Source organism: Chryseobacterium sp. Bi04, assembly GCF_918698085.1.
GTDB lineage: Bacteria > Bacteroidota > Bacteroidia > Flavobacteriales > Weeksellaceae > Chryseobacterium.
Genome location: NZ_CAKKLP010000017.1, coordinates 57437 through 78686, shown reverse-complemented (window position 1 = coordinate 78686; position 21250 = coordinate 57437). Strand labels below are relative to the sequence as shown.

The 21250-nt window shown below is 36.3% G+C and carries 22 protein-coding genes; 6 read left to right on the top strand and 16 right to left on the bottom strand.

The window, feature by feature from the left end:
• Window positions 1-10 precede the first annotated feature (10 nt).
• The 6 genes from LQV47_RS20435 to LQV47_RS20410 all read right to left on the bottom strand — a co-directional run bounded on the left by LQV47_RS20435 (window position 11) and on the right by LQV47_RS20410 (window position 7391).
• Window positions 11-472 (bottom strand): hypothetical protein, encoded by a 462-nt coding sequence (locus tag LQV47_RS20435; protein ID WP_230040977.1) that lies wholly within the window; start codon window positions 470-472, stop codon window positions 11-13.
• A 73-nt stretch (window positions 473-545) separates the two neighbouring features.
• Window positions 546-1676 carry a 4-hydroxyphenylpyruvate dioxygenase gene (gene hppD, locus LQV47_RS20430; RefSeq protein WP_230040976.1) on the bottom strand — a complete coding sequence of 377 codons (1131 nt, stop codon included), beginning with the start codon at window positions 1674-1676 and terminating at the stop codon, window positions 546-548.
• Window positions 1677-1916: 240 nt separating this feature from the next.
• Entirely contained in the window at window positions 1917-2708 is a 792-nt protein-coding gene (locus LQV47_RS20425) for a hypothetical protein (RefSeq protein ID WP_230040975.1), read from the bottom strand.
• Window positions 2709-2845: 137 nt separating this feature from the next.
• Window positions 2846-4120, bottom strand: a complete 1275-nt coding sequence (locus LQV47_RS20420; protein WP_230040974.1) for an acetyl-CoA hydrolase/transferase C-terminal domain-containing protein — start codon at window positions 4118-4120, stop codon at window positions 2846-2848.
• A 198-nt stretch (window positions 4121-4318) separates the two neighbouring features.
• Complete coding sequence (locus LQV47_RS20415) at window positions 4319-5830, bottom strand: succinate CoA transferase (protein ID WP_230040973.1); 1512 nt, start codon at window positions 5828-5830, stop codon at window positions 4319-4321.
• A gap of 409 nt (window positions 5831-6239) precedes the next feature.
• Window positions 6240-7391, bottom strand: coding sequence for a homogentisate 1,2-dioxygenase (locus tag LQV47_RS20410; RefSeq protein ID WP_230040972.1), 1152 nt, complete (start codon window positions 7389-7391; stop codon window positions 6240-6242).
• A 124-nt stretch (window positions 7392-7515) separates the two neighbouring features.
• Here LQV47_RS20410 and LQV47_RS20405 point away from each other — a divergent pair, with 124 nt between their 5' ends.
• A complete protein-coding gene (locus LQV47_RS20405; protein WP_230040971.1) occupies window positions 7516-9585 on the top strand; it encodes a TonB-dependent receptor in 2070 nt (689 codons plus the stop codon).
• Window positions 9582-10043: a redoxin domain-containing protein gene (locus tag LQV47_RS20400; RefSeq protein WP_230040970.1), complete on the top strand. Its 462-nt coding sequence runs from the start codon at window positions 9582-9584 to the stop codon at window positions 10041-10043. Before LQV47_RS20405 ends, LQV47_RS20400 begins: the two co-directional genes overlap by 4 nt.
• Window positions 10044-10851: 808 nt before the next feature.
• Here the strand turns inward: LQV47_RS20400 and LQV47_RS20395 are convergent.
• Both LQV47_RS20395 and LQV47_RS20390 read right to left on the bottom strand, forming a co-directional pair.
• Window positions 10852-11319: a cupin domain-containing protein gene (locus tag LQV47_RS20395; RefSeq protein ID WP_230040969.1), complete on the bottom strand. Its 468-nt coding sequence runs from the start codon at window positions 11317-11319 to the stop codon at window positions 10852-10854.
• Window positions 11320-11322: 3 nt separating this feature from the next.
• Window positions 11323-12312 carry an NADP-dependent oxidoreductase gene (locus tag LQV47_RS20390; RefSeq protein ID WP_230040968.1) on the bottom strand — a complete coding sequence of 330 codons (990 nt, stop codon included), beginning with the start codon at window positions 12310-12312 and terminating at the stop codon, window positions 11323-11325.
• Between the two features lie 178 nt (window positions 12313-12490).
• Here LQV47_RS20390 and LQV47_RS20385 point away from each other — a divergent pair, with 178 nt between their 5' ends.
• Window positions 12491-12880 carry a helix-turn-helix domain-containing protein gene (locus LQV47_RS20385; RefSeq protein WP_230040967.1) on the top strand — a complete coding sequence of 130 codons (390 nt, stop codon included), beginning with the start codon at window positions 12491-12493 and terminating at the stop codon, window positions 12878-12880.
• Between the two features lie 69 nt (window positions 12881-12949).
• On the opposite strand, the gene LQV47_RS20380 is transcribed toward LQV47_RS20385, so the two are convergent.
• From LQV47_RS20380 to LQV47_RS20365, 4 genes are all read right to left on the bottom strand, one after another.
• On the bottom strand, window positions 12950-13804 hold the full coding sequence (locus LQV47_RS20380) for a glycine betaine ABC transporter substrate-binding protein (RefSeq protein ID WP_230040966.1): 855 nt from the start codon (window positions 13802-13804) through the stop codon (window positions 12950-12952).
• A 1-nt stretch (window position 13805) separates the two neighbouring features.
• Window positions 13806-14633 carry a proline/glycine betaine ABC transporter permease gene (locus tag LQV47_RS20375; RefSeq protein WP_230040965.1) on the bottom strand — a complete coding sequence of 276 codons (828 nt, stop codon included), beginning with the start codon at window positions 14631-14633 and terminating at the stop codon, window positions 13806-13808.
• 1 nt (window position 14634) lies between these two features.
• Window positions 14635-15885 carry a glycine betaine/L-proline ABC transporter ATP-binding protein gene (locus tag LQV47_RS20370; protein WP_230040964.1) on the bottom strand — a complete coding sequence of 417 codons (1251 nt, stop codon included), beginning with the start codon at window positions 15883-15885 and terminating at the stop codon, window positions 14635-14637.
• A 537-nt stretch (window positions 15886-16422) separates the two neighbouring features.
• The gene (locus LQV47_RS20365; RefSeq protein WP_230040962.1) at window positions 16423-16788 is read right to left on the bottom strand and encodes a DUF1304 domain-containing protein; all 366 of its coding nucleotides are present in this window, start codon (window positions 16786-16788) and stop codon (window positions 16423-16425) included.
• Between the two features lie 65 nt (window positions 16789-16853).
• Here LQV47_RS20365 and LQV47_RS20360 point away from each other — a divergent pair, with 65 nt between their 5' ends.
• The 3 genes from LQV47_RS20360 to LQV47_RS20350 all read left to right on the top strand — a co-directional run bounded on the left by LQV47_RS20360 (window position 16854) and on the right by LQV47_RS20350 (window position 18369).
• Entirely contained in the window at window positions 16854-17426 is a 573-nt protein-coding gene (locus LQV47_RS20360) for a Crp/Fnr family transcriptional regulator (protein ID WP_230040960.1), read from the top strand.
• Window positions 17427-17489: 63 nt separating this feature from the next.
• Window positions 17490-17918, top strand: coding sequence for a DoxX family membrane protein (locus LQV47_RS20355; RefSeq protein WP_230040958.1), 429 nt, complete (start codon window positions 17490-17492; stop codon window positions 17916-17918).
• Between the two features lie 7 nt (window positions 17919-17925).
• Window positions 17926-18369 carry a carboxymuconolactone decarboxylase family protein gene (locus LQV47_RS20350; protein WP_230040956.1) on the top strand — a complete coding sequence of 148 codons (444 nt, stop codon included), beginning with the start codon at window positions 17926-17928 and terminating at the stop codon, window positions 18367-18369.
• 246 nt (window positions 18370-18615) lie between these two features.
• Here the strand turns inward: LQV47_RS20350 and LQV47_RS20345 are convergent, their stop codons facing one another.
• From LQV47_RS20345 to LQV47_RS20330, 4 genes are all read right to left on the bottom strand, one after another.
• A complete protein-coding gene (locus LQV47_RS20345) occupies window positions 18616-19290 on the bottom strand; it encodes a type 1 glutamine amidotransferase domain-containing protein (protein WP_230040954.1) in 675 nt (224 codons plus the stop codon).
• Window positions 19291-19370: 80 nt separating this feature from the next.
• Complete coding sequence (locus LQV47_RS20340) at window positions 19371-19658, bottom strand: putative quinol monooxygenase (RefSeq protein WP_230040952.1); 288 nt, start codon at window positions 19656-19658, stop codon at window positions 19371-19373.
• Window position 19659: 1 nt separating this feature from the next.
• Window positions 19660-20544 (bottom strand): NAD-dependent epimerase/dehydratase family protein, encoded by an 885-nt coding sequence (locus LQV47_RS20335; RefSeq protein WP_230040950.1) that lies wholly within the window; start codon window positions 20542-20544, stop codon window positions 19660-19662.
• The gene (locus LQV47_RS20330) at window positions 20544-21158 is read right to left on the bottom strand and encodes an NAD(P)H-dependent oxidoreductase (protein WP_230040949.1); all 615 of its coding nucleotides are present in this window, start codon (window positions 21156-21158) and stop codon (window positions 20544-20546) included. The genes LQV47_RS20335 and LQV47_RS20330 overlap by 1 nt, the downstream gene beginning before the upstream one ends.
• Window positions 21159-21250: the final 92 nt, after the last annotated feature.

The following is a 21250-nucleotide window of genomic DNA, read 5'->3' as shown; positions in this document are numbered from 1 at the left end:
GTCTCAGGATTTATTTTGCCTTCTTCGAGTAGGATTCTTCATCAATCCACCGGTCTCTGGTATTGACATCAATGAGATAAAGAATATCCTTCTGCTTAGTGAGCATCAGGGTTTTAGTTACCGGTAACGGAATTTTTTTATCTTCAAGCTTATCGGCTCTTAAAGAAATAATGTTTTTCTTTCTGATGATGTCACCTGTAAAAACATTGGAACTGCTTTCTCCGGTAGCTTTATCATCAAAAACTTCTACATAAGTGGCATCATTTCCTTTGATAATAATAAAATCTCTTTCTGTATGGTCTGTCTCATCTTTAATGAAAACAAACTTTTTATTGTCAATATTTACATTGTCGAGATTCTGATTGATGCCTTTTCTTTCTTCAAGTTTGGTAAGAATTGCATCCAAAGTTCCATACTGAGCTTTTAAGCCTAATGTTCCAAGAAATAGAATTCCTATTAAAAATTTTTTCATATGCTGTGTGTTTTTATAAAAAAGTTTTGTCAAGACTTTGACATCCTGACAAAACTTAGTATATATTGTAAAATTAAAGATTTCCTCTTCTGTCCTGTTCTCTTTCCAGTGCTTCGAATAACGCTTTGAAATTTCCGGCACCAAAACTCTGTGCACCGTGCCTTTCAATGATTTCAAAGAATAGGGTAGGGCGGTCTTCTACAGGTTTAGTGAAAATCTGAAGTAAGTACCCTTCTTCATCATGATCAATAAGTATACCTAAACTCTGTAATTTTTTAAGATCTTCATCAATATGACCCACTCTTTCAGGAACCATATCATAATAAGCTTCAGGAGGAGCGGAAAGGAACTCTACGCCACGTTTTTTTAATTCTGTTACTGTGTGGATAATATCTTTTGTAGCAACAGCAATGTGCTGTACACCTTCTCCTTCATAGAAATCAAGGTATTCTTCTACCTGAGATTTCTTTTTACCTTCTGCAGGCTCATTGATAGGGAATTTTGCAAACCCGTTTCCGTTAGACATTACTTTAGACATCAAAGCCGAATATTCTGTGTTGATTTGTTTGTCATCAAAGGAAAGGATATTCACAAATCCCATTACTTTTTCGTACCATTCTACAGTAGGAATCATTCTGTTCCAGTCTACATTTCCTACACAGTGGTCTACATACAATAACCCGGCTTCTTCAGGGTTGTAGCTGCTTTCCCACTTTTCATATCCTGGCATGAAAGCTCCTTTATAGTTTTTTCTTTCAATAAACATGTGAATCGTTTCTCCGTAAGTATAGATTCCGGACATTCTTACTTCACCATGTTCGTCAGTCATTGTTACAGGCTCTAAATAAGGTTTTCCGCCTCTTTTTGTAGTTTCTTCAAAAGCTGCATAAGCATCATCTACCCAAAGTGCCAAAATTTTCACTCCGTCACCATGTTTTTTTACGTGTTCACTGATTGGAGAATCAGACTTAAGCCCGGTAGTTAAAACCAATCTTATTTTTCCCTGTTGAAGAACATAAGAAGCACGGTCTCTTACTCCTGTTTCAGGTCCTGCATAAGCTACAGACTGAAAACCAAAAGCGGTTTTATAATAATGGGCAGCCTGTTTTGCATTTCCTACATAAAACTCAATATAATCCGTACCGTTAATTGGTAAGAAATTCTCTGCTTGAGCAATTTTTTCGGCAAATGTTAGTGTTGACATATTTTCTTTTTACTTTTATTTTATTGGTATGCAAATTACAAAAATCTTGGACATAGGGAAAATAATAAACAGAAATCCGGGTGTTTATTTAACATAAAATTAAAGAAGAGTTCATTTAAGTATATTTAAGTTTCTTGGTTTAGGAACGGACCTCCTACATTTGTAATACAAAAGACAAGTGAAAAAAAATATTTTCGAACATGAAAGCCGCAGAAAATCTTCTGCGGCTTTCTTATTTTTTTATAGGTCTTCTATTTTCCTGTTTAAGCTTCCGGCATCAGGATTATAATTATCCCAGATCTTCCAGGTGTCATCCACTTTTCTGATAAAGTAAATCTGAGTGCTCAGCTGATTGACAAAATGCTCTTCGCCCGTTTCTCCTACTTTGAATAAAAGATTCCAGAATTCCTGAGATTCCAGTATTTTTTTATCGGGTTCATCTGTAACAACATGAATGTCAAAAACTTCATAATTGGAACGGTTGTTTTTTGTGACCAGCTGAAAATCTTTTTCACACAATTCTTTACTGAACTGTGAAACTCTTTCTAAAAATGGAGAATCATCAAATACCAAATCTTTGAAAAGTCCAGTGTTATGATTAGGAAAATGTTTACAGAATTCAAAAGCTGTGGAACAATAATCATAAACCATTTGCGTCAGAAATGAGTGATCATCAGCTTCTTTATTCTCCTGTGTTTTATGTCTTAGAGATAGGATATAATCATTAAGATCCTTATACCCCAGAAAGATACATATCTTATCCAGCGTTTTTAAAAATCTAAGATCGCTATGGGTTTTATCCTGATAGTCGTTTTCAAAAAAACGCTGTAATGTAACGTGTGAAATAGTGGTTCCTATTTCGAATTTTTTTCCTCCTTTCAGTTCTTCTGATTCAGATAATTCTTCTTTGATAATTTCGGATAGGATAATATAATGGCTTCTTTTCCATTCATTCACATTCCCCAAAACAGAATTCCTTACCTTCGAATGCTTTTCAACTTCTTCTCGTATCGAATTATATATCGTTTTCAATTTCCTTGTTTTAGAATGATTTTATCAAAAATACTGCCAAAAAGTTAATGTTTTTCTTATGATTAACTTGTCTTGGCATGAAAATATTTTTTTAGATTCTAAATAAAAGTACATTAAAAATTTTATTTATTTGATTATTAATGTTTAAATCTTTCGAAAGCGGCTCTTTCCAGCATTTCCCTGTCATCAGGGTGAGCAATACTAATAAGCTCTTGCGCCCTCTGACGAAGGTTCTTGCCATACAGATAAGCTGTTCCGTATTCGGTCACTACATAATGAATATGTCCCCTGGTAGTTACTACACCAGCTCCCTGTTTAAGATAAGGGACAATTCTGGAAACTCCTTTTCGGGTTCTTGAAGTGATGGCAATGATTGGTTTTCCATCTTCCCCCAATGCCGCACCTCTCATAAAGTCCATTTGTCCTCCAATACCGCTGTATTGCATGGTGCCTATGGAGTCGGCACATACCTGGCCGGTAAGGTCAATCTCAATAGCTGAGTTAATGGCTACCATTTTTTTATTTTTCATAATGTTAATGGGGAAATTAACTTCACTTACATCCCGGAATGCAAACACCGTGTTGTCGTCCACATAATCATATAATTTTCTGGTTCCAAAGCAGAAGCTGGTAATGGTTTTATTATCGTTATAGCCTTTATATTTGTTGTTAATTACATCATTCTGAATAAGATCAATGACTCCGTCGCTGAGCATTTCGGTATGAATTCCCAGATCTTTGTGATTACCCAGACACTTTAAAACAGCATCGGGAATTGTTCCTATACCCATCTGAAGGGTAGACCTGTCTTCAATAAGCTCGGCCACATTTTTACCTACAAGCATTTCTTCAGGACCTACTTTGGAACCATAATCTACTGTGGGAAGTTCTTCTTCATGCCATACCAGCTTGTGAATCCTGCTGATGTGGATCATTCCGTCACCGTGGGTTCTGGGCATTTTTGGATTAACGATAGCAACGATTATTTTTGCCGTATCCACGGCCGATCTTGCAATATCTACAGAAGTTCCCAGCGTACAGAAACCATGTCTGTCAGGAGGTGAAACGGTTATTAAAGCCACATCTAAGGGCAGTATGTTTTTTCTGAATAAAATAGGAATTTCGCTGAGAAATACGGGAACAAAATCTCCTCTGTCTGAATTGACAGCATCACGAACCGGCGTGGAAACAAATAAAGAATTGACAAAGAAACTGTCTTTATATTCCGGTTTTGCAATTTCTACATTTCCCTGTTGGGTAATAGAAACCATTTCCACATTTTCCAACCGGTGAGATTGTCTTGCCAGCTCATCAATAAGGTAGTTAGGAGTACATGCACTGCCATGGAAAAATACCCGGTTTCCACTTTTGATAGTATATATTGCTTCTTCAGCGCTTATGTAATTATGCATATTTTACTTTTTTTGATATTAATTTTTTATCTCATAAAACACCTGTCTTCTTTCAAAGATAAGCTTTATCAGCTTTACTTATTCTAAATATTCTATGCATATTAGGAGATTTTTATCATGCTGAATATAAGGAATTCAAATAAAAAACAAAGGACCGAACGCAATACATTCGGTCCTTTGTGAGGGTATACTTAATTTTTAATTTAAAATAGGGACTTCGGTTTTCTGTTTCATACTTCCTGTTTCAGAAAATCGCAAATGCCAGCTGAAAGCTTCTTCAAGTACATGAGGAGTATGGCCACCTCTTTCACAGGCTCTGTGAAAGTAGGACTGCAGCTCTTCCTTATAATCTGGATGCACACAGTTGTCAATTATTTTTTGAGCCCTTTCTCTGGGAGCCAGGCCTCTTAAATCAGCCAGTCCGATGTCGGTCACCAAAATATCAACATCATGCTCTGTATGATCGGTGTGAGAAACCATAGGAAGTACATGGGAAATATTGTTTCCTTTGGAAGCAGCCTGGGTTACAAAAATACTTAAGTAAGCGTTTCTTGCAAAATCTCCGGAACCTCCGATTCCGTTCATGATTTTTGTCCCACCGATATGGGTGGAATTTACATTTCCGTAGATATCAAATTCTATTGCAGTATTGATGGCAATTACTCCCAATCTTCTGATCAATCCTGGGGTATTGGAAATATTCTGGGGTCTTAAAACAAATTTTTCCCGGTATTTTGAAAGGTTTCCCAGTACTCTTTCATAGCATTCTTTAGAAACAGTAATGGAAGATGCGGAAGCAAAACTTAGCTTACCGGAATCTATGAGATCAAAGGTACTGTCCTGAAGCACTTCAGAAAACATAGTAAGGTCATAAAAATTACTGTCCTTAAATCCTGTAAGAACGGCATTGGCCACTTTACCAATCCCGGCCTGAAGAGGAAGTAGCCTATCGGTAAGACGTCCTAAAAGAACTTCATTTTCAAAGAAGCCCAGGAGATGTTTTGCAATAGCGGTCGTTTTTTCATCGGGTTCTGCTATATCTGCAGGGCTGTCTTTAAGGTGGGTAAAAACAATAGCCTCAATTTTATCAGGATCGATGGGAATACTTTTTCTTCCTATTTTGTTCCAAGGAGCGACAATGGGAATAACATTTCTGTAAGGATAGTCTTCAGCCTGGTAGATATCGTGAATACCATACACTTCTTCAGGAACTTCGGTATTGATCTCGATGATGACTTTTTTAGCCAAAGCTGCAAAAGTGACTGAGTTTCCTACAGAAGTGGTAGGGACAATGCTTCCGTCTCTTTCAATATAGGCTGCTTCAATCACCGCCAGATCAATAGTCTGTAGGTTTTTAGTGTGAAGCAGTTCGGCACTTTCACTTAAATGCTGATCAATAAATAGAATTTCTCCATTATTAATTTTATTTCTTAAAATAGGATCTACCTGGAAGGGCATCCTTTTCTTTAGAACATTAGCCTCTGCCAATTTACCGTCGGTACCATGCCCTAATGAAGCTCCGGTCATTAAAGTGACCTTAATGTCTTCTGTTTTTCCTCTTTCAGCTAATGCCGGCAAAATTGCTTTGCTGTCACCCGCTTTTGTAAATCCGCTAGATCCTATGACCATACCGTCTTTAATCATTTTTACAGCATTTTCAGCTGTTGTCACTTTTTGGTGTAGACTTTCTAATCTGATTCTTTCTAACATGTAATCTTGATTTTGTGGTAACCACCATTACTTAGAATGTGTTATGAAAAATAATGGTGATTATAAATGGTAACCATCTCCTACAAATTTACGAAAAAGACCCTTTAAATAAAGCACTTTAAAGGGTCTTTTATATGTATTCAGCAATACTTTTTCTATGAAATTGTTTAGGCTTTTACGATTGGATAGATCTGTCAGAATTTTTAAACAAAAATTCACAAAAGCTTTATGTTTAAACGTTTTAGTCTACTTAAGGAAGTTAATAATAATGTTGTCTAAAGTACATCTTAGAAGGAAATTTTCGATTTTCAAAAACTTAAGTGCCCTTCTTTGTGAAATTATATTCACTTTGTAAAACTTAGGGCTTAATTTTTTTGTGGTTGAGACTAAAGCATTACAATCGTTTCAATTATTCCAGCCATGATGTTTTATAGGACGGATCTTCAACCTTTAAAGCTTCTTCTGTAATCTTCAAAGGACGGAAAGGATCTACCATTACGGCATATTCTTCAGTAAATTTTTTACCGATACTTCTTTCCATAGCACCTGGATGAGGTCCATGTACAATTCCACCCGGATGAAGAGTGAAATCCATCAGGTCAATGTGGTTACGGCTCATAAAGTCTCCTTCTGTGTAGAATAAGACTTCATCAGAATCAATATTGGAGTGATTGTAAGGAGCCGGAATAGCCAGTGGATGGTAATCATACATTCTGGCACAGAATGAGCATACTACAAAGTTATGGGCTTCAAAGTTCTGGTGTACCGGTGGGGGCTGGTGAATTCTTCCCGTAATCGGTTCAAAGTTTTTGATATTGAATTTATAAGGATAGAAATATCCGTCCCAGCCTACGACATCAAATGGGTGTGTTGCATAAATGAAGTCTGTAATCTGGTTTTCTTTTTTTACTTTAATTAAAAACTCTCCTTTTTTATCTTTAGGCTCTTTGAAAACAGGAGCAATCATGTCTCTTTCGCAGAATGGCGAGTGTTCCAAAAGCTGTCCGAATTCATTTCTGTATCTTTTGGGAGTATAAATAGGAGAATGGCTTTCCAGGACAAAAAATACTGTATTTTCAGACTGTAACTCCACCTGATAAATGGTTCCTCTCGGAATAATAAGATAATCACCGGTCCCGAATTCAAGATCTCCTACAAAGGTTTTTAAGATACCGGCTCCTTCATGAACGAATAAAAGCTCATCACATTCGGCATTTTTGTAGAAATAGTCCATTGATTTTCTTGGTTTTGCCAATCCCATTTTCAGATCATTATTCATCAAAAGGATTTTTCGGCTGTCCATAAAATCATCTTCAGGAGTTACATTCATTCCCTTGAACATTCTGGGCGTAATATTTTTTTCTACCGCAATTTTCGGTGTCACATCCTTAGGCTCCCCAATTGATTTTATCTGGGTAGGGCGATGGATGTGATAGAGCAGAGAAGAGATACCGTGAAAGCCTTCTGTTCCGAAAAGCTGTTCATAGTAAAATTTATCTTCCGGAGACTTAAAGATGGTATGTCTTTTTGGTGGGATGTTTCCCGATAAATGATATCTCATTTTACTTTTATATGTAGTTTCTCAAATTTAATCATTTTTCATGAATTGACTCAAACCAAAATATTAAGTTTGAAGTTTTGTTTCTCAAAAATAATTGTTAGATTTGTCTAACAATTTTAATTTCATGAAACGAATATTATTTTCTATTACTTTTTTATCATCCTATTGTTTCTCTCAGGAGACAGATAGTTTAAGTTTACATCAAAATAAAAATATAGATTCAACCGGAATTTCCAGAAGAGAAATTAAAACCAGCAGTATTGAAGATGTAGTGGTTACCGGAACCATAAAACCGATGAGCAGGTCCAAAAGCCCTGTGGCAGTAGAGATCTACAGCCAAAAATTTTTTCAGAAGAATCCCACTCCAAGTATTTTCGAAGCCATCGCTATGGTAAACGGAGTAAAACCTCAGCTGAACTGTTCCGTTTGTAATACAGGTGACATTCATATCAATGGGCTGGAAGGTCCTTATACCATGATTCTGATTGACGGAATGCCTATTGTAAGTTCGCTTTCTACGGTATATGGATTGAGTGGAATTCCGAACAGCCTGGTGGATAGGATAGAGGTGGTAAAGGGGCCGGCTTCTTCTATTTATGGTTCTGAAGCAATGGGAGGAGTAATCAATATTATTACCAAAAACGCATTGACTGCCCCAAAATTGAGCGTAGATCTGATGACCACAACATGGAGTGAGAACAATCTGGACCTCTCTACCAAGTTTAGTGTAGGGAAAAATGCTGCGTCATTATTAAGTTTAAATTATTTCAGTTTTCAGGAAAAAATAGATCAGAACAAAGATAATTTCACCGATGCCACCTTACAGAGCCGGATTTCTGTTTTTAACAAATGGAATTTTAAAAGAAAAGAAAACCGCCAGGCGAGCTTTGCCATGAGATACCTATATGAAGACCGTTTCGGAGGAGAAATGCAATGGAATAAATCTTACCGCGGAAGTGATAAAGTGTATGGGGAAAGTATATATACCAACAGAGCCGAGGTTTTCGGTTTGTATGAATGGCCTGTAAAAGAGCATATTGTGACTCAGTTTTCTTACAATTATCATGACCAGAATTCTTTTTATGGAGCTAATCCTTTTAATGCGCTTCAAAAAGTGGCTTTTGTACAAACGTATTGGGACAGAAGTTTTGGAAAACATGATATCACAGCCGGACTTACTTTTAAAAGAACATTTTATGATGACAATACACCGGGAACTCTGAAAGCAGACGGGATAACCAACGCACCGATGAAATCTCCGATCTGGGGAGCATTTATTCAGGACCAGTGGGAGATCAATGACAAAAACACCTTGCTGTTGGGCTACCGGTATGATTATGATAAAGTACATCATTCGGTGCATTCCCCAAGATTAGCGTGGAAGTTTTCACCGAATCCTTATCATACTTTGCGTTTCAACTTTGGAACGGGGTTCAGGGTCGTGAATTTGTTTACCGAAGATCATGCAGCTTTAACGGGTTCCCGTGAAGTAGTCGTAAAGTCTGACCTTAAACCTGAAAGGTCGGTTAATGGAAACCTGAACTATATCTGGAAAATTCCCGTGGGTACCCGTATGGTGAATCTTGATGCTTCTGCATTTTATACCTATTTCAGTAATAAAATCGTAGGTGATTTTGATGCTGATCCTAATAAAATTATTTATGATAATCTTCACGGATATGGAATTTCGAGAGGGGCTTCACTGAATGTAGATTTTAGCTTCAGCTTTCCTTTAAGTGTCAACTTAGGAGTAACTTATCTTGATGTATATCAGAAATTTGATAATGAAAATCAAAAAACACAACAATTACATGCCCCAAAATGGAGCGGAACCTATAACCTGACGTATAAATTTTCAAGTAATATTACGGTAGATTTTACCGGGCAGTTTTATGGGCCGATGAGACTTCCTGTATTACTTAATGATTTCCGTCCGGAATATTCACCATTCTATTCTTTGGCCAATATTCAGGTTTCAAAGAGCTTTACATCCGGCTTTGAAGTGTATTGCGGAGTAAAAAACTTATTCAATTTTACGCCCAAAGATCCTTTGATGAGACCGTTTGACCCATTTGACAATCATGTTGATGATCCCATCAGCAACCCCAATCATTATACTTTTGATACGGCGTATGGGTATGCTCCCATGCAGCGTATCAGAGGGTTTTTGGGTGTAAAATATACTTTGAAATGAAAAAATTAGCTTTATTTTTAATGTTAGTGCCCTGTTTTTATCTGTCGCAGATGAAGACAGGCACTTTTTCTGAAGTAGAAGCTTTGCGAAAAGTAGAAGCTAAGCCTACTGTCATCCATCTTTATACAGACTGGTGTGCCATTTGTAAAATTGAATCTTTCCGTTTAAGTAAAGATAAAGACCTGGTTACGATGATGAATGAGCACTTTTATTTTATCAATTTTGAGGCAGAGAAAACGAAGGAAAAAATTCATTTCCAGAATCAGGAATTTGAGTATCTACAGAATGGGAATTCCGGAATCCATGAGTTGGCTCTGGCATTGTCAAAAAATAAAAACCAACCTGTATATCCGCTGTGGATCATCCTGGATAAAGACCAGAAGCTGATCTATTATCATGAGGGACAGTTTACTGCTGAAAAAATGAAACAAAAACTGTTGGAAGTTTCTGCTTTGTAAGATGCTGTTTTTGGTTGGAAAACACAAAGACGCAAAAAGGGTTTTTACATACTTTATGCTATAAGACGCAAGGATTTTATCTGTGATAAAATTGAGTGCTGTTGATTACCATTATACTTATTTATGAGGAATATAATCCTTGCTGGAAATCTTTGATTTTCTTGCGTCTTAAAAGCTATTTATAATGAAACATCTTTGCGTCTTTCCAACACATTATAACAAAAACCTCATTCAAATAATTGTTGGCAACGCAAAGACGCAAAAGGTTTTTACATACTTTATGCTATAAGACGCAAGGATTTTATCTGTGATAAAATTGAGTGCTGTTGATTATCATTATACTTATTTATGAGGAATATAATCCTTGCTGGAAATCTTTGATTTTCTTGCGTCTTAAAAGCTATTTATAATGAAACATCTTTGCGCCTTTGCGTTTTTCCAACATATTATAACATAAACCTCATTCAAATAATTGTTGGCAACGCAAAGACGCAAAAGGTTTTTACATACTTTACGTGATAAGACGCAAGGATTTTATCTGTGATAAAATTGAATGCTGTTGATTACCATTATACTTATTTATGAGGATATAATCCTTGCAGCAAATCTTCGATTTTCTTGCGTCTTAAAATAACATATTATTTATTTTTTCTTTGCGTCTTTGCGTTTGTCCAATTTACCTACAGAATCTTGTTCTTATTTCTCACAGACTACAGATTCCCCAGATTTTTTTATTTAATACATTTTTAAAATTTGTGAGAACTATTCCATTCTTTAAATTTTGAAATAATTAAATCTTTTAATTCTCTCATTCAGCATCGATCAACACAGCCAGCTGAATGCAAGGTTCATCAGACCGGTTGCTCCACGCGTGATTCGTTCCTCTTTGAATCACGATGTCTCCGGGCTTGAGAAGAGTTTCGCCTTCTTCCATGATCAGATAGAGCTCGCCGGAAAGAATAATGATATAATCCAGTGTAGGGGTCTGATGCATCATCGGATGAGGCTCATTGTCTTTAAGCTCAACTCCTAAATCTTTATCCGGAGGTACCACTACATATCTAAAATAAGTACCATTTTTTGGCGTTTGCGGAAATCCGGTATTAGGAATTTGGGCTTCAAAGTTTAAGCTTGCCGGTGCTTGTTGTGTATTCCATACATCAGAAATAATAAGCCCCGGGAAATGTTCTACCACATTTGCTACCGGCTGATCTTCGAGAATAACAGATTTTCCGTCTTGAATTCCTGTTACGATTCTTCTTGGTATTTTGTTCATTGATTAATGTTTCATAATGAGTTTATGACCCTGGGCCTGATTGTTTTTTAAAATAGAATGTGCCTGCAGAACAGTTTCCAAAGAAAGATTTCCTATTATCTTATGCTGAGGCGGCGTAATAGTTCCGGTTTCGATGAGCTTTTTTATTTCAAGTAAACTGTTTTTGTAATACTCATATTTTTTGACCATTCCATACGTGTAATTGGAGATATTCATAATCAGACTTCCTTTGTTGAAAAGAATTTCATGAGCGTCTTTAGTGACTAAAGCTGTTACATCTACATAAGTTCCGTTGATCTTTAAAACTTCTGCCGTCACTTCTGACATGTAATTTCCTACCAGATCAATCCCAAACTCAAATGGCTGATTATTATTGGCTTTTAAAATGTTTTCAATAAGGGTTTCTTGTCTATAATTGATGATTTGATGATCTTTTAGCCCCATATTAAGCAGGATTTGTCTGTTTGCCTCACTGCCAACCGTTGCTGTGATCTTCCGGATATTATGGGCTAATAAAAGTTTAATCAAAAATGAACCAACGCCTCCGGTTGCACCCGTTATAAGAACTGTATTTTCTGGACTTAGTTTCAACCGGTTAAAGACCTGCAAAGAAGTAAGTCCTACTGAAGGAATGGAAGCCGCTTGTTCAAACGAAATATTCTTTGGTTTAAAAGAAACAATGGATTCAGGGACAACTATATATTCAGCATAAGTACCATTGCTTCCCATAGAACCACTACCACAATAGACTTCGTCACCGATATTAAATTGTGTAGCTTCGGGACCTTTGTCTACTATAATTCCGGATAATTCTCTTCCTAAGATCGGGGAACTGATCAGTTTTCTCTCAAGTTCGTTTTCCAGCATCTGATAATCGATGGGGTTGAATCCACTTGCTTTGATCTGGATTAAAACTTCATTATTCTTTACAGGTGGCTTTTCTACCATTCCATCCTCTAACTGAAAATTCTTATTTAAAATAACTGCTTTCATATGTTGATATTTATTTTTTTTCAAAGGGCATATGCAATCGTATCGTCCTCACGATTGGTTGCGTTTGAGAAATCATTGCGATTTCATACTGTTAATATGATACACAAATGTAAAGAGGGAATAGTTTATATTTGCTACTAGTTAACAAATGGTAACTAGTTACCTTTATGAAACTATTATGGCAAAAATCATTGAAAACGGAATAGAAAGAGAAGCGAGCTGCACGGAAGAATTGTTCGCGATGCGTGATAGCCTGGATGTATTAGGCGGAAAATGGAAACTGATGATCCTGCGATATCTGACCAACAGACCTGATCAGAAAATTCATTTTAAAAAGCTGGAACGGGGTATTGAAGGAATCTCCGCCAAGATGCTGAGTAAAGAACTGAAAGAACTGGAGACTAACCTTCTGATCACCAGAACGATTCAGGATACAAAACCCATTACTGTAATCTATGCTGTTACCGAATACGGAAAATCAGTATTCCCGGTGACGGAAACATTGGTTAATTGGGGAATACTTCATCGGGAGAAGATCAAAGAATCCATGAATGCTTCTGAATTATAAATTGATCAAAAAATCCTCAGACCCGGTGAAGAGTTGAGGATTTAAATGATGCTTAATTGCAGCGTTTCGTTAATTTTTATCTAACCATAATTTTACCAGTTCAGGATGCTCTTCCACCCATTTTATGGCAGTAGCTTCTTTATTTTTACTGTGTTCCATTTTGATTAGAAGATCAGCCATATTTTCATCATCAAAATGGAGTTTAGAAAAGAATTTTGCCAACTCCGGATGATCTTTACCAAAGCTTTTTCTGGCATATGTTTTAATCTGCTCTGCTTCGCCAAATGTCTTTTTCGGATCATTAAGAAACTTAAGTTTCATTTTTCCAAACATCCAGTGAGGCTGCCATCCTGCAACAACAATCCATTGTTTGCGTTGTATGGCATTCTGTAATTCAGTGATCATGGCAATAGTAGAGGAGTTGATTTGTTTATAATCCAGTTTATAATCAATAATAGCCTGATCTGTTCCGGATGTCAATCCTGCTCCTTTCTCAATTCCAATGATCCTGTGATTGAACTGATCCTTATGCTGATTAAGTTCTTCAATGGAGGTAACGGGAATGTATTCCGGAACTACCAATCCTATACGGCCGCTGTCATAATTTGTTCCCATATTTATTAATCCCGGAAATTTAGCCACTTTTTTAGCGTGCGTATAAGGCAGCCAAACCCCCATGAAAATATCTGTATCTTCATTATTCATCGAAGCCAGAATCATATCTGTAGACGCTTTTTGAATAATTACATGATATCCCTGCTGATCCAAAATAGCTTTGGCAACATGCGTCATGGCAACATCTTCGGCCCAGCCATCTACCATTCCGATGGTTATATACTTAGAGTTTTTTATATTTTCACATGAATTTAATACAGAGCATATTCCCATGAAAATTGGGAAAAATAGATATTTTAAACTTTTCATCTTATTGTTTTTTCTTTACAAATCCTTGAGTAATCCGGTCGAGGATAATAGCTAAAATCACAACTGATAATCCACTTTCAAATCCTAATCCGATGTCCAGATTATTAATTCCTTCCAATACTTTTTCACCTAAACCGCCTGCAGCAATCATTCCTGCAATAACAACCATGGATAAGGATAATAGTATCGTTTGATTAATTCCTGTTAAAATAGTTTTCATAGCTAAAGGAAGTTCTACTTTAAATAGGATCTGGCGGTTGGTAGCACCAAAAGCCCTCGCTGCTTCTACAATATCTTTCGGAACAGCTTCAATTCCCAATGTCGTTAACCGTACCGCTGGTGGCATTGCAAAAATGATCGTTGCAAAAGCACCGGGTACTTTACCGATACTGAAAAATAATACAGCAGGAATCAGATATACAAATGCAGGCATTGTTTGCATTAAATCCAGTAAAGGGCGAATGATTTTTGCTGCTATTTTGCTTTTGGCAGCCCAAATTCCTAAGGGAATAGAAATGATAAGTGCAGTAAGGGTAGCTACAAAAATTAGGGCAAGGGTTTCCATGGTTTCTTTCCATAATCCCATTAAAAATATTAAACTCAACCCTGCTGCGGTCACCACAGCGATGCCTTTTCCGGCTTTCCACAATGCCAGTAGCGTAAAAAAGAGAATGATAACATAAAAAGGTGTGTTTACCAGCACCCATTCAATCCCCATAATAGAGGCGTTTCCTATATGTTTTATGACATCAAATACAGGTTTTCCATTTTCTGTGAGCCAATTGATTGCAGTTTCTACATATTGACCTATATCTATAGTTTTATTCATCTTATTGATTGTTTGCGATTTCTTTTAATTCAATGATCTCTTCTTCGTTAAACTTTGTAGCTTCTATGATGAGAGATAGTTGGGTGATAAGACCTAAGAATTTATTGTTTTCATCTACCACGGCAATGGCTGATTTGTTTCCGGAAATTAACGGTAACATTTCTTCTACAGTAACTTCCGGATAGACGGAAGGAACGTTGCTGTTGATCACCGATTCTACTGTGGGTTCTTTTTTCTTTGCAATCCGGACGATATCATTAAGCGTTACAAAGCCCAGAAATTTATTTTGAAAATCTACGACAGGTAAGTTTTCTAATCCTGTTGTTCTCATTTTTCTTAAAGCTCCTTCAGGTCCGTCTTTTTTGAAACGCACCACTGTAGCTTTGTCGAACATCAAAGATTTAGCAGTAATGATTGTTTTACGATCTACTTTCTCTACAAAAGCTTTTACATAGTCACTGGCAGGATTGGTTAAAATATCTTCGGCTGTTCCTATTTGTTCTATCACACCATCTTTCATAATGACGATACGGTCTCCAATTTTAATAGCCTCATCCAAATCATGGGTGATGAAAACAATGGTTTTCTGTAATGTATTTTGCAATTCAAGCATTTGATCCTGCATTTCAGATTTTATCAGAGGATCCAGTGCGGAGAAAGCCTCATCCATAAGCAATACCTCAGGATCGTTGGCCAAAGCTCTTGCTAATCCCACTCTCTGCTGCATTCCTCCTGAAAGTTGGGAAGGAAACTGATTTTCAAAACCATTTAATCCTACAATATCCAGGGCTTTCTGGGCTTTTTCATCACGGGAAGCTTTGCTTTCTCCTCTGATTTCAAGTCCGAAACCTGCATTGTCTAAAATAGTATGATGGGGTAGTAATCCAAATTTTTGAAATACCATACTCATTTCCGTTCTTCTTACTTCCAGAAGCTCTTTATTATTTTTACCGGTAATATCATCATCATTGATAAATACTTTTCCGGAGGTGGGCTCATTCAGTCTGTTGAGGCAGCGCAGTAAAGTAGATTTTCCACTTCCCGATAACCCCATAATCACAAAGAATTCACCTTCATAAATTTCAAAACTGGCTTTGTTGATTCCTACCGTACAGCCGGTTTTTTCAAGAATTTCCTTTTTGGAAAAACCTTTGTCTAAAAGTTCCTGTGCTTTTTCTTTGTTTTTACCAAAAATAATAGTCAGATCTTCAACTTTAAGTTTTACTTTTCTACTGTCTTCATTTTTTTCCATATTCAGGGTTTTTCAATTAATAAATAGTATAAGAGATTGTAAACCAATCCATTGTTATGCTTTATCTCAGTTGTTCTGCTGATGGCAATAGTAAAAAATAATCTATATAAGCTTCTGGTAATAAAAGCTTTTCACAAAAAAATAGACCATAAAGACCTCAGGCCTTATGTTTATTTTAAATATGTCAATAGATTATACTCTAGAAAAAGAGTGTATCACGTAAAAAGAAATTAATCTTTTACATAGATTCTACAATTAAATTACTGATGAAGTAATAAAGATATGTGTACTGAACAACTTGAATTTCTACATTCCATCAAAATGCAGATCAGCATAAAAAATCTGTATATCAATTTCTTATGACGGTGCAAATTTACGAATTTTATATTAAATGGATTTTTTGAACCTTAAAAAGCTGGTTTTAAGTCTGGTTATGAACTGAGATATTCATAGAGATTTTACTCTTATCATTCAGGAGAAAAGAGTATTTACAATGTCCGTATTTTTAAGAAGATTTTTAAAATACGACCTATAAAATTATTTCAATAAAACAGCAATAATAGCCAGAATTGCAGGCAGAGCTTGTACAAAAAATATTTTCTTAGTGGCAGAAATGGCTCCGTAGATTCCTGCTACCGCAACACATCCTAAAAAGAAAAGGGCGATATTATCCTGCCATTGAGGATCTTTGATGAGAAACGACCATAGCAGCCCGGCAGCCAGGAAACCATTATACAGGCCCTGATTGGCTGCAAGCCCTTTAGTAGGCTTAAACATTTCTGCAGGTAACGCCGCCTTAAAAACTTCTTTTCCTTTTGTTTCCCAGGCAAACATTTCCATCCAGAGAATATAAATATGTTCTAACGCAACAACTGCTATCAGAATTTTAGCAATGAGTTCCATGATTTACTATTTTGTCATTGTAAAACTAAAAAAATAAAGTTAAGTTTGAGTATTTAAATCTAAAGATGGATAGTTTTAAGATACATTTAGACAAATTTATCAGTGTAACCGAAGAGGAATATATTTCTATTCTTTCTTTTTTTAAGGTGCTGGAAGTCAGGAAAAAACAAAATTTAATGCTTGATGGAGAAATTTGTAAACATATGTATTTTGTTAATAAAGGCTGTCTGAGAAAATTCTTTATCAATGAAAAAGGAGTAGAGCAAACTACTGAATTTGCGATAGAAAACTGGTGGATCACGGATACATTTGCTTATGAAAGACAAATACAGTCTGATTTTTCTATTCAGGCAGTGGAACACTCTTCCATTTTGGTCATTGACCTGGAAAATCAGGAGTTGTTACTGCAGAAGCATCCTATGATGGAACGCTATTTCCGAATGATCTATCAAAGGGCATATGCCGCATCAGAGAGAAGAATACGGTATTTGTATGAAATGTCGCGGGAAGAATTATATGTTCATTTCAGTACATTATATCCTTGGTTTATTCAAAGGATTCCACAATATCTGATTGCTTCTTTTTTAAATCTTACTCCGGAATATCTCAGCGAAATCAGAGCAAAATTACGATCTTAAACCAGTTTAAGATTTTTATCATTTATAATTTGGAAATTTGTCATGTTATTAAAAGCCAATACAATGATGAATCAACAGAATCAATTTCCGCAGTTATTTTTAAGATTAGCACTTTCAGTGACTATGCTCTCTGCAGTAGCAGACAGATTTGGTTTTTGGGGTGCCAACGCTGCATGGGGGAATATGGCCAATTTTGAGGTATACACAAGAAAACTTACTTTTTTTCTTCCTGAAGCTTTAAGTACGGTTTCCGCATATGCAGCAACACTTTTGGAAACCCTTCTTCCGCTGATGCTGATTTTAGGATTTAAAACAAAAATTGCAGCCTATGGAAGCGGCCTTCTCCTGCTGATTTTTGCGGTGTCAATGACTATTGCATTGGGAGCTAAAGCCCCTCTTGATTATTCTGTTTGGGTAGGATGTGCAGGGGCATTTTTATTGGCTTCTCAGCAACAATATTCTTTTAGTATAGATCAATTAACCAAAAAATAATATCATAATGAGCGCAAGATTAAATATTGCAACAGTAGATTCAGCAGCGTATAAAGCGATGATGGGACTGGAAGGATACCTACAGACTATTTCTTTAAACCATATCCAGAAGGAATTAATTAAAATCAGGGCTTCACAGATTAATAAATGTGCTTTTTGCCTTGATATGCACACTAAAGATGCCATTAAATATGGTGAAACTACTCAGAGAATTTTTATCCTTGACGGATGGAGAGAAGCCAAAGAATTATTTACAGAAGAGGAACAGGTACTGTTGGAAATGACAGAAGAGATCACTTTAATCAGTCATGCAGGATTGACGGAAGAGACTTTCCAAAAAGCTAAGTCAATTTTTGATGAAAATCAGATCGCACAGATCATCATGGCTATTGTAACCATCAATGCATGGAACAGAATTGCAATAAGTACCCATCTTCCGGTTGCAAAATAGAAATAAAGTAAGGAAGCGGGAAAGCAAAGAAATTCATGAGGATGAAATCATTGGTTACCATTTACTTTATAAAAAGAGCTTTTCAAAACTGAAAAGCTCTTTTTGTATAAAACAATGAGACGGAGTAGCTCTGTCCTGTATTAATTGTAAAATTTGTGAGCGTTATCGAGAACATAAGTATTCTTTTTCACAAACATCTTAACTTTTACTTCTTGAGTGTTGGGTTTTGGGATTAAAAATGAATTGTTATTTATTTAATTCTTTTAAAATTGCTTCTCCGACGCTTTTTGCAGATTGTGGATTCTGTCCTGTGATCATTCTTTGGTCCGTTACTACATGATTCTGCCAAAGACCTGATTTTTCAAATTTTGCTCCTCTTTCTTTCAGTTTATTTTCCAATAAGAAGGGAACAACATCTGTTAATTTTACTTCCGATTCTTCTTCGTTGGTAAAAGCATTGATTCTCTTTCCGTCAACGAGGTATTTCCCATTGTTAAGTTTGATATTAACCAAACCTGCAGGGCCATGGCATACGCCTGCTACAATACCACCATTTTCATAAATTGCTGAGGCGATACTTGCTAATTCAGTATTATCTGCAAAATCCCACATTGCTCCATGCCCTCCTGCATAAAATATGGTTGAATAATCTTTAGGATTAACCTGGGATGGAGTCAGAGAATGATCAATCTTATTTTTGTATTCTTTATTTTCCCAAAACTCTTTGTTTACAGGATCTTTTAGATCGAATCCATCTACCGGAGGCGTTCCGCCTTTAGGGCTTACAAAGTCGATCTCATAGCCCGCCTGGTGAAGAACTTCCCATGGATGAGAAACTTCTCCCAAATAGTATCCTGTGTCTTCACCAGTATTGCCTTTCTTATCATGGCTGGTTACGACAAATAAAATTTTCTTTTTCATATGTTTTGTTTTTTGGTGTTGTGCCTGAATAAATCCTATGGTGAACAGGCTAAGACATAAAAGTGCCAGTTTTTTCATACTTATATAATATTTGTGATATAAATCTGAGGTTTCTCCTGAAGCTTTTCATCTGCCAAAGCTCCGAAAGCCTGAATATAAAGCTGCTGATTATGCTGTGCCAGCCCTTCTTCACTTTTCCAGATTTCATAGAAAACAAACTGGTTTTTATCTTCAATTCCCTGATGCAGGGTATACAGCTCGCAAGCCTCTTCTTTTCTTGTTTCTTTTACCATATTCTGAAGAACTTCCAATACTTCTGCCTGATGTTCTTCTTTGGATTTTATTATGGCTGTAAGGTGAATTTTCATATTAAATAAAATTTTCGATTGATTTATATTGAGGGCTCCATCCCAATTCTGTTCTTGCTTTGTCGGAATTGCATAAGCTGTTTGAAGCAAATCCGAAATATCCGCCTGCGGGACCAAATGTATGTACAGCTTCTTGTATACTGACAGATTGTGCAGGTTGTAAATGATAATGCAGACTTATGTTTTCAGCCAGATTTTTGATTGTTGAAGAACCGTTTTCTGCATAGTACATTGAACCGGCTTTTGCTTTTTCCAAAGCAAGCACATACATATCTGCTAAATCCTCAACATGAAGGTTCGACCATATGTTTTCACCTTTTCCAAAATAAACCCCAAATCCTTTTTCTTTGGATAGATTGATTAAAGCCGGAAGCTGAATACTGTCTTTTTTCAGACCCAGCCCCTCTCCGTAAACCATAGTAGGTACAATGACTATGCTTCTTATCCTTTTTTTAGCAGATTGAAGAACATAATTATTGATTAATACCCTTGAAGCCATTTCCAGTCTTGGATTCAGGGGGAAATCTTCTGTGAAAATGAAGTCATTTTTTTCTCCATTTTCTTTTCCTCCAAAGATGGCTGAGCCTGAGGTGAAAATAAAAGTTTTACCACTACCTTCCAAAGCATTTATAAAACTGTCTGCTGCATAGGCGTCATCAGCAGAATCAGCAGTGTGGATAACGGCATCTACTTTAGAAACTGCAGCATTCAGAACAGCTTCATCATGTATATCACCTATTATATATTCAATTCCTAGCTGCTGTAGCTTTTCTGCAGCAGCTGCATTACGGACAAGCCCTGTTACACTGTAGTTTTTTTCAACCAGTTTCTTTGCAACAGTACCACCAATATAACCGGTGATGCCTGTTATGAGTATTTTTTTCATTAGGCTAATTGTGGTTTTAGTTCCTGTTCAAATACATTTTTAACATGCGCTCTGTACAGCTTCATATCGCGCTCTATATTGGCATTCTTTTCCACATCATGAAAGTGGAAGCTTTCCATTTTTTTTAGAGAAACAAAAGCATTCATTCTATGAAAACCAAATAGCGGTCCGTCATCTACATTTCTTTCGCTGAAAAACTCTCCGGGAAGTGTAAAGGCCGTTGCAGGAGCATTCCAGCTTGTAGTCAGCATATATTTTCTACCGCCAAGCATTCCTCCGGTACCGTAATTGATCTCCGGATTTTCTGCATTTCTGCCGTCACTCATATAAATTCCTTTTGCATGACCTGCTGTGAAAACTTCATCAATATATTTTTTCAGGCCATTAGGAAGCTGAAACCACCAGATCGGAGTATGGTAAATGATATAATCTGCCCAAACAAATTTCTTCACTTCCTCATGTTTATCATATCCTTCACTTACGTTGGTTACTTTTACCTCTATATTGCCAAATGATTTTAGAACCTCCAGTGTATTTTCTGCGATAGTGTCATTATATTTCCCTCCGGAATGTCCAAAGTTTTGCCCTCCGTTGATGATTAATACTTTTTTCATTTTTATGATTGTTTACATTTTATGATGCAAAGTTAGGGTGGATTTATGTATAATAAAAATAGTATAAATTATACTGAACTATTATAATAATG